A 14801-nucleotide genomic window follows, 5' to 3' on the forward strand; every position below is an offset into this window, starting at 1 on the left:
GGTTTGTCCCCGGATGCCTCTGTCATGAACCGTCATCAAGCTGTGCTACATTGAATCCCATGACTTCCCGCTTTGCTTTTTACTTTTTTTACTTTTGGTTCTCAGTCCCCGGCGGACGAGAGGCGAGCGCATAAGCACCCGAATATCTCGATACACACCGCCGGAGCCCCAAAGCCCGGCGGTTTTTTTTCACCTGTTTTTCAATTGAGGACTTCACGATGAACGCCAAAACCGCAGCCCCCGAGAGCTGGTATCCGAATGCCGCCGACCGCAAAGGTCAGACCGACGACGAACGCATCAAGGACATCACCGTGCTCCCACCGCCAGAACATTTGATTCGGTTTTTCCCGATTGCTGGCACGGCCACCGAGACCCTTATTTCCCAAACCCGCAAAGCCATTCAGAAGATCGTGCATGGCCAAGACGACCGCTTGTTGGTCATCATGGGTCCTTGCTCTATCCACGACCCGGCAGCGGCCTTAGACTACGCTCGCCGCTTGAAGCCGCTGCGTGACAAATACGCGGACTCTTTGGAGATCGTGATGCGCGTGTACTTCGAAAAACCGCGCACCACTGTGGGCTGGAAGGGCCTGATCAACGACCCCTATTTGGACGAGAGCTATCGGATCGACGAAGGCCTGCGCATCGCACGCCAGTTGTTGATCGAGATCAACCGCCAAGGCCTGCCTGCTGGCAGCGAGTTCTTGGACGTGATCTCGCCCCAGTACATTGGTGACCTCATCAGCTGGGGTGCCATCGGTGCCCGCACGACCGAAAGCCAGGTGCACCGCGAGTTGGCTTCGGGCTTGTCAGCCCCCATTGGCTTCAAGAACGGTACCGACGGCAACATCAAAATCGCGACCGACGCGATCCAGGCCGCTGCCCGTGGTCACCATTTTTTGTCGGTGCACAAGAACGGTCAGGTCGCCATCGTGCAGACCCAAGGCAACCAAGACTGCCATGTGATCTTGCGCGGTGGCAAAGCGCCCAACTACGACGCCGAAAGTGTGGCCGCTGCCTGCAAGGAATTGGAGGCCGCCAAACTTCCCGCCAGCTTGATGGTCGATTGCAGCCACGCCAACAGCAGTAAAAAGCACGAGCGGCAGATCGATGTGGCCAAAGACATCGCCGCGCAAATCAACGGTGGATCACGCCAAGTGTTTGGCGTCATGGTTGAAAGCCACCTGAAAGATGGTGCCCAGAAATTCACACCCGGTCAGCACGAGGTCTCCAAGCTGACTTACGGTCAGAGCATCACAGACGCCTGCATTGGCTGGGACGACAGCGAAGGCGTTTTGCAGGTGCTGTCGGATGCGGTGAAGGCGCGTCGTTCACTCAGCCGTTGAGGGCCGTGAGCAGCTTGGCGTGAATGCCACCAAAGCCCCCATTGCTCATGCACAGCAGGTGGTCGCCGGGCTGCACTTGAGCCAGCACTTGGGCAATCACTTCGTCGATGTTGGCGCCCACTTGCGCTGTATCACCCATAGGCCCTAGCGTGGCTTGGGCGTCCCAACCCAAACCGCCCGAGTGACAAAACGCCAGATCGGCTTCTTCCAGACTCCAGGGCAGCTGGGCTTTCATGGTGCCGAGCTTCATGGTGTTGCTGCGCGGCTCGAAGATGGCCAGGATGCGTGCATCACCCACCTGACGGCGTAGCCCGTTGACGGTGGTGCGAATGGCCGTGGGGTGGTGGGCGAAGTCGTCGTAAACGGTGATGCCGTTCACTTTGCCGCGCACTTCCATGCGGCGTTTGACGTTTTCAAAGCTGGCCAGCGCTTGCGCCGCCACAGCCGGACTCACCCCCACATGCTCGGCAGCGGCGATGGCAGCCAGTGCATTGAGCTGGTTGTGCACGCCGCCTATCGCCCATTGCACTTCGGCAACAGGCTGGCCAGCCTGCAGCACTTTGAAGCTGGAGGGTTCGCCTTCGGCCACAAAGTCGCTGACGGCGCTGCCAAATGTGCGCACTTCACTCCAGCAGCCTTGCGCCAGCACGCGGGTCAGGCTTTCTTCCAGGCCGTTGACCACCACCCGGCCCGAGCCGGGCACGGTGCGTACCAGGTGGTGAAACTGGCGCTCAATGGCGGCCAGGTCGTCAAAAATGTCGGCGTGGTCGAATTCCAAGTTGTTCAGGATGGCGGTGCGCGGGCGGTAGTGCACAAACTTGCTGCGCTTGTCGAAAAAGGCGGTGTCGTATTCGTCCGCTTCGATGACGAAATATTGACCTCCGCCCAGCCGGGCCGACAAGCCAAAGTTGAGCGGCACGCCACCGACCAGAAAGCCCGGTTGCAGCCCGGCCTGTTCCAGCACCCAGGCCAGCATCGAGGTGGTGGTGGTTTTGCCGTGCGTGCCCGCCACCGCCAGCACATGGCGGCCTTGCAGCACATGTTCGGACAGCCACTGGGGTCCGCTGGTGTAGGGCGCACCGGCTTCCAGAATCGCTTCCATCAGCGGAAATTTGGGGCTGCCGTCGGCCAGCCGGGCGCGGCTGACCACGTTGCCCACCACGTACATGTCGGGTTGGAGGGTCATCTGGTCGGCGTCAAAACCCTCGATGAGCTCGATGCCCAAAGCCCGCAGTTGGTCACTCATGGGCGGGTAAACGCCCGCGTCGCAGCCGGTGACCCGATGCCCTGCCTCGCGGGCCAGCGCGGCCAGGCCCCCCATGAAGGTGCCACAAATGCCCAAGATATGTATATGCATGGTCTGATTTTAGGCGGCCGCAAGGCGTTTTTCATTCGGGGCGATCCAGGCAGGCACAATCTGCCGCATGAACGATCTTGCCCTTGAAATTGCCGCTACCGCCGCCCGTCTGGTGGTGGAGGAAGGCTTGGCCTTTGGCCCGGCTAAGCACCGCGCCCTGAAAGAGCTGGGCCTGTCCGCGCGCACGGCTTTGCCTACCAATGACGTGGTAGAGGCTGAGGTGCGCGACTACATCGCCTTGTTGTGCGCCGACACGCAGCCCACCGAGTTGTTGGCTTTGCGCGAATTGGCGCAGGTTTGGATGGAACGCCTGAGTGAATTCCGTCCGCACTTGGGTGGGGCGGTTTGGCAAGGGTGGGCCACACGCCTGTGCGACGTGGATTTGGCCTTGTTTTGCGACGATCCTAAATCGGCCGAGATCGCCTTGATCAACCAAAACCAGCGCTATGAAGCGCAAACCGTTCGCGGCCTTCACGGCGACGATGTCGAGGTTTTGAGCCTGCACAGTTTTTGTGAAGCCTTGAACGAAGATGTGGGTGTGCACCTGCGAATCTACGACTTGGATGATCTGCGCGGAGCTTTGCTGCCCGATCTGCAAGGCCGCTCGCCCCGGGGGAATTTGGCCGCATTAAAGCGCCTGCTGGCGGCATGAAAGAAAATCAAACCATGAACAATCGCAATGCAGATGCTTCCAGGCGTCATTTGATTTGGGGTGCTGGTGCGGCTGCTGCTGTGGCTGGCGTTGGTTTGGCCCTGTGGCGTTATGAGCCTGAACCTGTGGCCCAAGTCGCCAGCCATCCCTTGTGGCTGCAACAGTTTGAAACCCCGGCAGGCCAGGGCTTGAGCATGGCTCAATTCAGGGGTAAACCCTTGATTTTGAATTTTTGGGCCACTTGGTGCCCGCCTTGTATTGAAGAGTTGCCCATGATCAATGCCTTTTGGCGCGAGAACAACCCGAATGGTCATCAAGTGGTGGCTTTGGCCATCGATCAGCCCAGTGCCGTGCGTCGCTTTCTGGAGCGACAACCTTTGGCATTTCCGGTTGGTTTGGCTGGTTTGGAAGGCACAAACTTGGCCAAATCTTTGGGTAATGCGGTGGGTGGTTTGCCATTTACGGTATTTTTCAAGGCAGATGGCAGCATTTGGCGACAAAAGATGGGGCAACTCACAGATGATGATCTCAGCCAATGGCGTGCGGCTGCCGCCTGAATGCCTTGACGTCGTCGCCTCTCCGATGAACGGCACCGAATGGTGGTTCTGTAGCCTTTGATGGGTACTTAGACAGTGAAGAACAGATAATTTTGCGGGGCTTTATTGAAATTTAGTGTAAATTCGATCCATTACATGTATTTCAGGCATCGGAGGATCTTATGGATTTGCGCAAACTTAAAACACTGATTGATTTGGTGTCTGACTCGAATGTTTCCGAGTTGGAGATCACCGAAGCTGAAGGCAAGGTACGCATTGTCAAAAGCATGGGCGTCGCTGCACCCGTGGTGCTCCAACAAGCCGCGCCTGTCATGGCTGCACCCGTGGCGGTTGCTGCTGCTCCCGTTGCAGAGACTCCTGTGGTGGCCGAAGCGGCCGCTGGCCACGCGGTGAAATCGCCAATGGTGGGTACTTTTTACCGTTCATCGAGCCCTGGCTCTGCACCTTTCATTCAAATTGGCTCCGTGGTCAAAGAAGGCGACACCCTTTGCATCATCGAGGCGATGAAGATCCTCAACGAAATCGAATCCGATAAGTCCGGCACCGTCACTCAGATCCTGTGTGAAAACGGCCAAGCCGTGGAATACGGTCAGCCTCTTTTCATCGTCGAATAAAGCATCGGGGATTTCATGTTCAAGAAAATCCTGGTCGCCAACCGTGGCGAGATCGCCCTGCGTATTCAACGCGCTTGCCGCGAGTTGGGTGTCAAGGCGGTGATGGTCTATTCCGAGGCCGACAAAGAGGCCAAGTACGTCAAATTGGCAGAAGAAGCGGTTTGCATTGGGCCCGCCTCGTCAGCTTTGAGTTACCTCAACATGCCGGCCATCATTTCGGCAGCTGAAGTGACCGATGCAGAAGCTATCCACCCTGGCTATGGTTTTTTGAGTGAAAACGCCGATTTTGCGGAGCGGGTGGAAAAGAGCGGTTTCCAATTCATCGGCCCCACACCTGAATCCATTCGCATCATGGGCGACAAGGTCTCGGCCAAACAGGCCATGATCCGGGCTGGCGTGCCCTGTGTGCCTGGTTCTGAGGGTGAGTTGCCCGACGACCCGGTACAGGTGCGGCGCATTGCCAAGTCTGTGGGCTACCCGGTCATCATCAAGGCCGCAGGCGGTGGCGGTGGCCGCGGCATGCGTGTGGTGCACACCGAGGCTGCATTGATCAATGCGGTGCAGATGACCAAAGCGGAAGCCGGTGCGGCTTTTGGCAATCCTGCGGTCTACATGGAAAAGTTTTTGCAAAACCCACGTCATGTTGAAATTCAAATCATCGCGGACAAGCACCGCAATGCGGTGTACTTGGGTGAGCGCGATTGCTCGATGCAGCGCCGTCACCAGAAAGTGATCGAAGAAGCGCCAGCGCCTGGCATTGCCCGCAAGTTGATTGACAAGATTGGCGACCGCTGCGTTGCCGCTTGCAAGAAGATCAATTACCGGGGCGCAGGTACCTTCGAGTTCCTCTATGAGAACGGTGAGTTTTATTTCATCGAGATGAACACCCGTGTGCAGGTGGAGCACCCGGTGACCGAGTGGGTCACGGGCGTGGACATTGTGAAGACCCAGATCATGGTGGCTGCTGGCGAAAAACTGCCTTTCACACAGCGCCAAATTGAGATTCGCGGCCATGCGATCGAATGTCGGATCAATGCCGAAGATCCGTTTAAGTTCACACCCTCGCCCGGTCGCGTCACCTCATGGCATATGCCTGGTGGGCCAGGTGTTCGGGTGGACTCTCATGTGTACAACAACTATTTTGTGCCACCCAACTACGACTCCATGATTGGCAAATTGATTGTGCACGGCGATACGCGCGAACAAGCCTTGGCCCGCATGCAAACTGCTTTGAACGAGACGGTGATTGAGGGTATTCACACCAACATTCCACTGCACCGAGAGTTGATGGTGGATGCCAAGTTCATGCAAGGCGGTACCAATATCCATTATTTGGAACACTGGCTGAGCCAGCGCAAACGCTGATCACATATGTACGAACTGAGCCTGTTGTGTCCCGAAGACCGGGTCGATGTGTTGAGCGATGCGCTCGATGCGCTGGATGCCTTGAGTGTTTCCGTTGAGGACGCGGACGCCCAAACACCCGCTGAGCAGGCTTTATTTGGCGAGCCGGGCATGCCGCCACCCAAAGACGGTTGGCAGCGCTCCCGCATGGTGGCTTTGTTCGCACAAGAAGCTGCAGCCAAAGAAGCCGCTGTTTTGCTCTCAGCGCAAGATTTTTTTGAAGATTGCCAGTTGCTAGGGGTTCAGACGCTCGAGGACCAAGATTGGGTGCGTTTGACGCAGTCGCAGTTTGCACCGGTCGAGGTCACCTCTGATTTCTGGATTGTTCCAACTTGGCATGAGCCACCTGCGCAAGCCCGTCAGATCATCCGGCTTGACCCGGGCTTGGCTTTTGGCACGGGCACTCACCCGACCACCCGCATGTGTCTGCGGTGGATTGCACAGAATGGTGTGCAAGACCAACGTGTTTTGGATTACGGTTGCGGTTCCGGTATTTTGGCGATCGGTGCGGCCAAGTACGGCGCTACCGACATCGATGCCGTTGATATCGATGAAGCAGCTGTGATCGCCACCGATTTGAACGCAGTCGCCAACCATGTGGTTTTGCGAGCCGGACTGCCGGACAAGGCCCAGGGCCAATACCAAACAGTCTTGGCCAACATTTTGGCCACACCGCTACGGGTTCTGGCACCTCTGTTGTGCGCCCATGTGGCGGCCGGCGGATCCTTGGTTTTGGCCGGTATTCTGGAACGTCAAGCTGACGAGTTGAAGGCTGCCTATGCCCCTTGGATTCTCCTCGAAGTGAGCGATACCCAAGACGGCTGGATATTGATGACAGGTGTGTCCCACCCAGCATGACAGCGGTCTGAGGCTGACTACAATCGTTCCATGACCAGGATCATTCGTTGCCCCTCTTGCGCTACTGTCTACGCATTAGATGCGGCTCAAATCCAAGCCGCCCATGGTTGGCTTCGCTGCGGAAAGTGCCAAGAGGTTTTCAATGGCACGGGTTTGGATGTGCCGGCCTCTCCGGTTCTGCTGGCGCATGCCTCTGACAGATTGGGTGCCCAAGCCACCGATCCAGTTTTGGCCCAGCCGGTCAGCCGAGTGGCGTTGGATGATCTTTTGCTGAGAGAGGACCGTTCGGGTCCCGCTTCAACACTCGACCCTGGTGTCAGCGCTGACTTGATGGACTTTTCTGAGGCGCTGGCCACATTCAAACCACAAGTTCCAACGCATGAGCCCTCCGTGCGAGGGCCTGAAGAAACAGGTCCAGCGCCAACGCGTTTGTTGCAGTACGCCACAGCGGCAGCCTTGGCTTTGTTGTTGATGGGGCAATTTTTCTTTTTCCAGCGTCACGCCATGGCTGCTTTGTGGCCCAACAGTCAGCCTGTTTTGGAAAGCTTATGTCGCCCACTTCATTGCCAATTGAAGCCTTGGATGAACGCTAAAGCCTTGGAGATTGAGGGCGCGAGTTTTGCGCAAAGTGGTCAATCATTCGTGTTGAATTGGTCGCTTCGCAACACGGGTCCCTTAACCGTGGCCACGACGTCCTTGGAGTTGACATTGCTGGACGGGTCCAATAACCCCGTGGCTCGTCGCATTTTCTTGCCTGACGAAGTGCAAGCGCCGGAGACTTTGTCACCAGGCCAAGTTTGGAATGGGTCCCTGACTGTCAGAGTCGATCCTTCACTGGTGTTCAGCCACTACCGGTTATTGAACTTTTATCCTTGAGTTATAGCGACCTGACTCGTGACGATCATTCATTGAAAAAGCCCACCACTGTTGCCAGTGATGGGCTTTGTGGCTAACGCCAGACGGTTGAATCAGGGCTTGGCGGCCGAAGGGAACGGCCAGGCAGCTTGTGGATTCAAAGTCGTTTGTGCAGCAGGGGCAGTAGGGGCAGCGGGTGCTTTGGATGCCTTCTTTGCTGCTGGTTTTTTGGCTGCTTTTTTCACGACCGCTTTTTTGGCAGCTGGCTTCTTGGCTGCAGTTTTTTTGGCTGCTGCTTTCTTAGCGGGGGCTGCTTTTTTGGCGGGGGCTGCTTTTTTAGCCGCTGGTTTTTTGGCTGCGGCTGCTTTTTTAGCGGGCGCTGCTTTTTTAGCTGCTGGCTTTTTGGCTGCGGCTACTTTTTTAGCAGGTGCTGCTTTTTTGGCGGGCGCTGCTTTTTTAGCTGCTGGCTTTTTGGCTGCGACTGCTTTTTTGGCAGGAGCAGCTTTTTTAGCTGGCGCAGCTTTTTTAGCGGCTGGTTTCTTGGCTGCAGCTACTTTTTTAGCGGCAGGTTTCGCGGCCGAAACGGCCTTCTTTGCGGGAGCAGCTTTTTTTGCCGCTACTTTTTTTGCAGTTGCCATGATTTTCTCCTTGATCAAGTTGAGAACTCAACGGAAAGGGAACGCTTGGTGCTTGTTGGATTGCACAAAGCGATCCATGGCGCTGAGCAAGAACTCAACACCATGAACACAGAAAAGCCACAACGCGCATGGCCCGAAGGCAATGCGGTGTGTGGCTTGAAGAGAGGGCGCATTGAGGGGGTGTTCAGAAGATCAATCCCAGGACAAAGCCCCACCGGTTTGGTACTCGATGACTCGCGTCTCGAAGAAATTTCGCTCTTTCTTCAAGTCAATCATTTCGCTCATCCATGGGAATGGATTCTCTTCATTGGGGAAGAGCGCCTCCAAACCGATCTGAGTGGCGCGGCGATTGGCAATGTAACGCAAGTAGCCTTTGAACATGGAGGCGTTCATGCCCAATACGCCGCGTGGCATGGTGTCCTCGGCATATCGGTATTCCAATTCAACCGCATGCAAGAACAATTCTTTGATTTCAGCTTTGAACTCGGCGGTCCACAGCTGTGGATTTTCATGCTTGATGGTGTTGATCATGTCAATGCCGAAATTGCAATGCATGGATTCGTCGCGCAAAATGTACTGGTACTGCTCAGCAGCACCCGTCATCTTGTTTTGGCGACCCAAGGCCAAAATTTGCGTGAAACCCACGTAAAAGAACAGGCCTTCCATCAGGCAAGCGAAAACGATCAAAGACTTGAGAAGCGTCTGATCGGATTCTTGTGTGCCGGTCTTGAAGTTGGGATCCATGATCACGTTGATGAACGGGATCAGGAACTCGTCCTTGTCACGGATGGATTTGACTTCGTTGTAAGCGTTGAAGATTTCGCTTTCGTCCAGACCCAATGACTCGGTGATGTATTGGTACGCGTGGGTGTGAATCGCTTCTTCGAAGGCTTGGCGCAGCAAAAACTGGCGGCACTCAGGTGCTGTGATGTGGCGGTAGGTGCCTAATGTGATGTTGTTGGCCGCCAAAGAGTCTGCGGTGACAAAGAAACCGAGGTTGCGCTTGACCATTCGGCGCTCGTCTTCGGTCAGACCGTTGGGGTCTTTCCACAAGGCGATGTCGCGGGTCATGTTGATTTCTTGCGGCATCCAGTGGTTGGCGCAAGTGGCCAGGTATTTTTCCCAAGCCCATTTGTATTTGAACGGCACCAACTGGTTGACGTCGGTCTGGCCGTTGATGATGCGCTTGTCTGCTGCATTCATGCGACGAGGCGCTGCTGTTGTGGAACCAGAAGTCGAGGACGGCGATGCCATGGCAGCAGAGGCGTCTGCGCCAGAAAATGGAGGCATTGCGGGTTGCAAAGCAGGTTTGACTTGATCGTCCCAAGAGAGCATAAAAATTCCAGTTCTTAAATTATGAAAGCTTGCCAACAAATTGCAAAGCAGTGATGCGTTTTATGACGAACAACCCACAAGAAGTGTTGTGCTATTGCATCGCATTTGGCCAATCACAGCCAAGTGCGATGCGTTTCAAATCACTGACAAGCCTCGCAGCTCACATCGTCAATGGCCACAAACTTGACGTCGGTTGCTGGCGATGTGCTCATGGACGCTTGAGACGCTGCTGCTGCAGATTCCGCGGCGTTCATGCCTGAGGATGACACGGCGTTGTGCGAGCCCGCATTCACCGTAGATTTTTCAACTTGCGTGGCGCTGGATGTGCGCAGGTAATAGGTGGTTTTAAGACCACGCAGCCAAGCCAGTTTGTAGGTATCGTCAAGTTTTTTACCCGATGCGCCAGCCATGTAAATGTTGAGAGACTGGGCTTGGTCGATCCATTTCTGGCGACGCGCTGCAGCTTCTACCAACCAAGTGGTTTCGACTTCAAAGGCGGTGGCGTACAGCGACTTGATTTCTTGGGGCACACGGTCGATCGGGCGCAGTGAACCGTCAAAGTGTTTCAGGTCCATGACCATCACATCGTCCCACAGGCCCAAGCGCTTGAGATCACGCACCAAGTAGCCGTTGATCACGGTGAATTCGCCCGACAAGTTGGACTTGACCGACAAGTTGCCAAAGCAAGGCTCGATGGAGGCGTCAACCCCGATGATGTTGGAGATGGTGGCCGTAGGCGCAATGGCTACACAGTTGGAATTGCGCATGCCGTCGGAGGCGATTTTTTGGCGCAAGGCGTCCCAGTCGAGAGTGGATGAACGGTCAACCTCCACATAACCACCGCGCTCACGCTCCAACAGTTTCAGCGTGTCCAAAGGCAAGATGCCTTGGTCCCACAAAGAGCCTTTGTAAGTGGCGTATTGGCCGCGCTCTTTGGCCAACTCAGTGGATGCCCAGTAGGCGTAGTAGCAAATCGCTTCCATCGATTGGTCCGCGAATTCCACAGCAGCCTGAGACGCATAAGGTGTGCGCATCTCGTACAGTGCGTCTTGGAAACCCATCAAACCGAGCCCCACAGGTCGGTGGCGCATGTTGGAGTCACGGGCCTTCTTGACGGCGTAGTAGTTGATGTCAATCACGTTGTCCAACATGCGCATGGCAATCGTGATGGTTTTCTTCAACTTGTCGTGGTCGATCACTTTGCCGTTCGCGCCGTCCTTGAGGTGGCGCGACAGGTTCACTGAGCCCAAGTTGCAGACGGCGGTCTCGGTGTCGCTGGTGTTGAGCGTGATCTCGGTGCACAAGTTAGACGAGTGCACCACGCCAACGTGCTGCTGGGGTGAGCGCACGTTGCAAGGGTCCTTGAAAGTGATCCAGGGGTGGCCGGTTTCGAACAGCATGGACAGCATCTTGCGCCACAGGTCGGTGGCTGGGATGGTTTTGCTGGGCTTGATCTCGCCGCGCTCTGCTTTTTGTTCATAAGCCACATAGGCTTTTTCGAATGCCAGGCCGAACAGGTCGTGCAGATCGGGTACGTCTGAAGGCGAGAACAAGGTCCAAGTGCCTTTTTCCATGACTCGGCGCATGAACAGGTCAGGAATCCAATTGGCCGAGTTCATGTCGTGCGTGCGGCGGCGGTCATCGCCGGTGTTCTTGCGCAACTCCAGGAACTCTTCGATGTCCAGGTGCCAGGTTTCAAGGTAGGCGCAGACCGCGCCCTTGCGCTTGCCGCCCTGGTTGACCGCGACAGCGGTGTCGTTGACCACCTTCAGGAACGGCACCACACCTTGTGATTCGCCGTTGGTGCCTTTGATGTGGGCGCCCATGGCACGCACGGGTGTCCAGTCGTTGCCCAAACCACCCGCAAATTTAGACAGCAAGGCGTTTTCCTTGATGGCGTCATAAATGCCGCCCAAGTCGTCGGGCACGGTGGTCAGGTAGCAGCTTGAAAGTTGCGAGCGCAAAGTACCGCTGTTGAACAAGGTGGGCGTAGACGACATGAAATCGAACGACGACAGGACCTCGTAGAACTCGATGGCGCGGGCTTCACGGTTGATTTCGTTGAGGGACAAGCCCATGGCGACGCGCATGAAGAAAGCCTGCGGCATCTCGATGCGTGTTTTGCGCACGTGCAAGAAGTAGCGGTCATACAGGGTTTGCAGGCCCAGGTAATCAAATTGCAAATCACGTTCGGGCTTGAGGGCTGCGGCCAATTGCTTCAGGTCGAATTGCAGCAGCTTTTCATCGAGCAGGTCGTTTTCAACCCCTTTTTTGATGAACTGAGGAAAGTAGTTGATGTACGCCTCGGCCATCTGGCTCTGAGGTACTTCCTTGCCCAAAATCTCCTTGGCAATGGTGTGCATCAGCAAACGGGCGGTCACGTAGGTGTAATCCGGGTCTTTTTCGATCAGGGTGCGCGACGCCAAAATGGACGCCTTGTAAACCTCTTCCATGGGCACGCCGTCGTACAGGTTGCGCATGGTTTCGGCGACGATGGGTTCGGGGCTCACATCTTTGCCCAAGCCAGCGCAAGCATTGACCATGAGTGATTTGAGGTAACCCAGATCAAGGACGACGCGTTGGCCGCGGTCGATGACGTGTAACGCAGGTTCTTGGGTGGCCTGCGTGGATTGTTGAGTTTGCTGGGCACGCTCTTGGGTACGGCGCTCACGGTAAAGCACATAAGCGCGCGCTACCTCATGGTTGCTGCTGCGCATCAGGCCCAACTCGACTTGGTCTTGCACGTCTTCGATGTGAAACGTACCGCCGCCAGGACGTGAGCGCATCAGTGCGCGAACCACGTTTTGTGTCAATTCTTCGACCACTTCTCGCACGCTGGCCGATGCGGCACCTTGTGTGCCGTGCACAGCCAAAAAGGCTTTCATCAGGGCTACTGCAATTTTGCTGGGCTCAAAAGGAACGACCGCACCGTTGCGACGAATGATTTGGTATTGGTTCAGGCTTTGCGTGGAGGGTTGGCCCGCACGGTCAGACATGGGCTGGTTCATCAGGCCAGATGCAGAAGATGAAACGTTGAGTTCTGTTTGCATGGTTTTTTTCTAATTTGTGGTCTGTTTTAGGGCGTTAACAAGTGCTTGAGCCTGGTTGTAACTTCAATTGTCAAAATTTGTTTCAGACACTATATCTGGTGTCTGCGACCCTTGCAAGCCACTACAGGTAGTGTACCGATGCTTTTTGAGCGCTGGCGAGCCATGGCTGGAAAACAGGTCGTTGAGAGTTTTTTTATAAGCTGAAAAAAGTCACTGCAAACGCTTTGAAAACAGCATTTTTGGACGCAAAGCCAATAACGGTGTGGCCTTGGACAAGCTTTGTCCTTCAATCGCTTTTAAGAGAAGGGTTTTGACTTTTGAAGTTGACCATTGAAAGTCATGGAGCCGCCCCACAAATGTAAAAAGTTGAAAAATATTTTTTTCCAACTGTGGCTTTAAATTCCTAGGGAAAGTACGAATCCGGGAATTTCAATAGCTGTTTAAAGCGTTCCCAAGCAAAACCGGGCCCGGGGTCTTGCTTGCGTTCAGGAGCCACGTGTTCATGCCCTGCCACATGGGCAATGGGGTAAGGGCCTCGCAAGTCTTGGCAAAGGCGTGCCAGTTGCAGATATTGTGCTTCTGTGAAGATATCGCCTTCCAGGCCCTCCAGTTCAATGCCGATGGAGTCGTCGTTGCATTGGGACCGTCCACGGTACTCGGACTGTCCGGCATGCCAAGCCCGGTCGTTGGCGCTGACAAACTGGATCAAGGCGCCATCTCTTCGAATGAAGAAATGAGCGGACACCTGCAAGCCCCTCATTTGCGAGAAATAAGGGTGAGCGTCCCAGTCCAGTTGGTTGGTGAACAGGTCTTGTACCTCTTGACCACCATATTGGCCGGGCGGCAGACTGATCGAGTGGATCACCACCAAATCAATGCATGCTCCTTTGGGTCTGTCGCCAAAGTTGGGGGAGTCCATCCGCTGCGCCGGCGCATACCAACCATCCTGCCAGAGCGCGGTGGGTTCATCGGACGGAAAAGACATGGTGTCTCCGTTCAAGGATGGTCAACGCCGCTGACAAAAAATTCTGCAGCATGGACGGAGGAGCAGACCAACAGGGTTCAAGCAGGGTTACGGTCCAGAGCAGCTGCCCGGTGCTCGGTGCTGCAGTACAGGCCTTTTTCCCCGGTGACAGCTTCTTCTTGCGGTAAATGAAGCCCGCAATGGGCGCAGCCCACCATGTTGGCGGGGCCAGCGGGGGGCGTCGCCTTTTCGGCGGGTGGGTTGACGGCTCTTCGGCTGCGCTTGAAAGCCCAAATCGCGGCCAATATGACCAGCAGCCAAATCAGGTATTTCATACAGCGCGCCCAATCAAGACTTCCAAGACAAACCGCGAACCTGCGTAAGAAAGCAACAACAAACCTGCGCCGATGTAGAGCACCCGCACGGCGCGTCGACCACGCCATCCCCATTGGCTACGGCCCACCAACAAAGTGGCGAAAGTCAGCCATGACAACAAAGCGAACACCCGTTTGTGATCCCAACGCCATTCGGTATGACCTTGGCCATAGAGGGCTTCACCAAACAGGGCGCCGGCGACCAAGGTTGCCGTCAGCAGCAAAAAGCCAGCAGTCACAAAACGGAAAGTCAGGCGCTCCAGCGTCAACAAAGGCAAGCCGCTGGACCCTTCGTGCGCTTGGCGAATGTCTTGCTCGGTGCGGGTCATCATCCAGGCATGCACCACAGCAGCCGCAAACATGCCGTAGGCCGACAAACCCAGAGCAAAGTGCAAAGGCAGCCAAGCCGAGGCTTGGCTGGTCAGCAGCGTGCCCGGAAAGAACCAAGCCAGCGCCACGGTGACAGAACCCAAACAACCCATTGCCCAACGGGCTTTGAATTTGGGGAAAAACTGGGTCTCGATCATGTAAGCCGTGACCACCAACCAAGCGGTGACCGACAAAGCTGGCGCAAAACCGAAGCGCACGGGGCCCATCAGGAGGGCCAGCAAACTGACGGCATGCATTGCCCAAGCCAGCCAGAGTAGGCGGCGGGCATGCACATCGCTCAGGCGACTGGGCACCAGGGCGGGCAAAGCATAGGTCAATGCTGCCAATGCCGAGAAGGGCAGCGTCCAGAAAGGCGCACTCGCTAAAATCATGGAGCCGAGTTTAGCCTTTCGGGCGCAGTCACTGGG

Annotated in this window: 14 protein-coding genes; 7 read left to right on the forward strand and 7 right to left on the reverse strand. The window is 55.8% G+C overall.

What is annotated here, in order from left to right; all coding sequences use genetic code 11:
* Positions 1-218: 218 nt before the first annotated feature.
* Positions 219-1346: a 3-deoxy-7-phosphoheptulonate synthase gene (locus Q1M54_RS12575; protein WP_300557719.1), complete on the forward strand. Its 1128-nt coding sequence runs from the start codon at positions 219-221 to the stop codon at positions 1344-1346.
* Here the strand turns inward: Q1M54_RS12575 and mpl are convergent.
* Entirely contained in the window at positions 1336-2703 is a 1368-nt protein-coding gene (gene mpl, locus Q1M54_RS12580; RefSeq protein ID WP_300557721.1) for a UDP-N-acetylmuramate:L-alanyl-gamma-D-glutamyl-meso-diaminopimelate ligase, read from the reverse strand. The two genes, Q1M54_RS12575 and mpl, sit on opposite strands and share 11 nt — an antisense overlap.
* 67 nt (positions 2704-2770) lie before the next feature.
* On the opposite strand from mpl, the gene Q1M54_RS12585 reads away from it, so the two are divergent.
* The 6 genes from Q1M54_RS12585 to Q1M54_RS12610 all read left to right on the forward strand — a co-directional run bounded on the left by Q1M54_RS12585 (position 2771) and on the right by Q1M54_RS12610 (position 7664).
* Positions 2771-3355 carry a hypothetical protein gene (locus Q1M54_RS12585; RefSeq protein ID WP_300557723.1) on the forward strand — a complete coding sequence of 195 codons (585 nt, stop codon included), beginning with the start codon at positions 2771-2773 and terminating at the stop codon, positions 3353-3355.
* A 14-nt stretch (positions 3356-3369) separates the two neighbouring features.
* Positions 3370-3912, forward strand: a complete 543-nt coding sequence (locus Q1M54_RS12590) for a TlpA disulfide reductase family protein (RefSeq protein WP_300557725.1) — start codon at positions 3370-3372, stop codon at positions 3910-3912.
* Between the two features lie 161 nt (positions 3913-4073).
* Entirely contained in the window at positions 4074-4526 is a 453-nt protein-coding gene (accB, locus tag Q1M54_RS12595; protein WP_300557727.1) for an acetyl-CoA carboxylase biotin carboxyl carrier protein, read from the forward strand.
* 15 nt (positions 4527-4541) lie between these two features.
* Positions 4542-5891, forward strand: a complete 1350-nt coding sequence (accC, locus tag Q1M54_RS12600) for an acetyl-CoA carboxylase biotin carboxylase subunit (protein WP_300557729.1) — start codon at positions 4542-4544, stop codon at positions 5889-5891.
* Between the two features lie 6 nt (positions 5892-5897).
* Positions 5898-6788: a 50S ribosomal protein L11 methyltransferase gene (gene prmA, locus Q1M54_RS12605; protein ID WP_300557731.1), complete on the forward strand. Its 891-nt coding sequence runs from the start codon at positions 5898-5900 to the stop codon at positions 6786-6788.
* 30 nt (positions 6789-6818) lie between these two features.
* The gene (locus Q1M54_RS12610) at positions 6819-7664 is read left to right on the forward strand and encodes a DUF3426 domain-containing protein (protein ID WP_300557733.1); all 846 of its coding nucleotides are present in this window, start codon (positions 6819-6821) and stop codon (positions 7662-7664) included.
* Positions 7665-7756: 92 nt separating this feature from the next.
* Here the strand turns inward: Q1M54_RS12610 and Q1M54_RS12615 are convergent, their stop codons facing one another.
* From Q1M54_RS12615 to ccsA, 6 genes are all read right to left on the reverse strand, one after another.
* Positions 7757-8281, reverse strand: coding sequence for a histone (locus Q1M54_RS12615; protein WP_300557735.1), 525 nt, complete (start codon positions 8279-8281; stop codon positions 7757-7759).
* A 192-nt stretch (positions 8282-8473) separates the two neighbouring features.
* Positions 8474-9616 (reverse strand): ribonucleotide-diphosphate reductase subunit beta, encoded by a 1143-nt coding sequence (locus Q1M54_RS12620; protein ID WP_300557737.1) that lies wholly within the window; start codon positions 9614-9616, stop codon positions 8474-8476.
* Positions 9617-9756: 140 nt separating this feature from the next.
* On the reverse strand, positions 9757-12666 hold the full coding sequence (locus Q1M54_RS12625) for a ribonucleoside-diphosphate reductase subunit alpha (RefSeq protein ID WP_300557739.1): 2910 nt from the start codon (positions 12664-12666) through the stop codon (positions 9757-9759).
* A gap of 403 nt (positions 12667-13069) precedes the next feature.
* A complete protein-coding gene (gene ampD, locus Q1M54_RS12630) occupies positions 13070-13651 on the reverse strand; it encodes a 1,6-anhydro-N-acetylmuramyl-L-alanine amidase AmpD (RefSeq protein WP_300557741.1) in 582 nt (193 codons plus the stop codon).
* Positions 13652-13728: 77 nt separating this feature from the next.
* Positions 13729-13965 carry a PP0621 family protein gene (locus Q1M54_RS12635; RefSeq protein WP_300557743.1) on the reverse strand — a complete coding sequence of 79 codons (237 nt, stop codon included), beginning with the start codon at positions 13963-13965 and terminating at the stop codon, positions 13729-13731.
* Entirely contained in the window at positions 13962-14765 is an 804-nt protein-coding gene (gene ccsA / locus Q1M54_RS12640; protein ID WP_300557745.1) for a cytochrome c biogenesis protein CcsA, read from the reverse strand. The genes Q1M54_RS12635 and ccsA overlap by 4 nt, the downstream gene beginning before the upstream one ends.
* Positions 14766-14801: the final 36 nt, after the last annotated feature.

The sequence above is a fragment of the Limnohabitans sp. Rim8 genome (assembly GCF_943326455.1).
In the GTDB taxonomy this organism is placed as follows: domain Bacteria; phylum Pseudomonadota; class Gammaproteobacteria; order Burkholderiales; family Burkholderiaceae_C; genus Limnohabitans_A.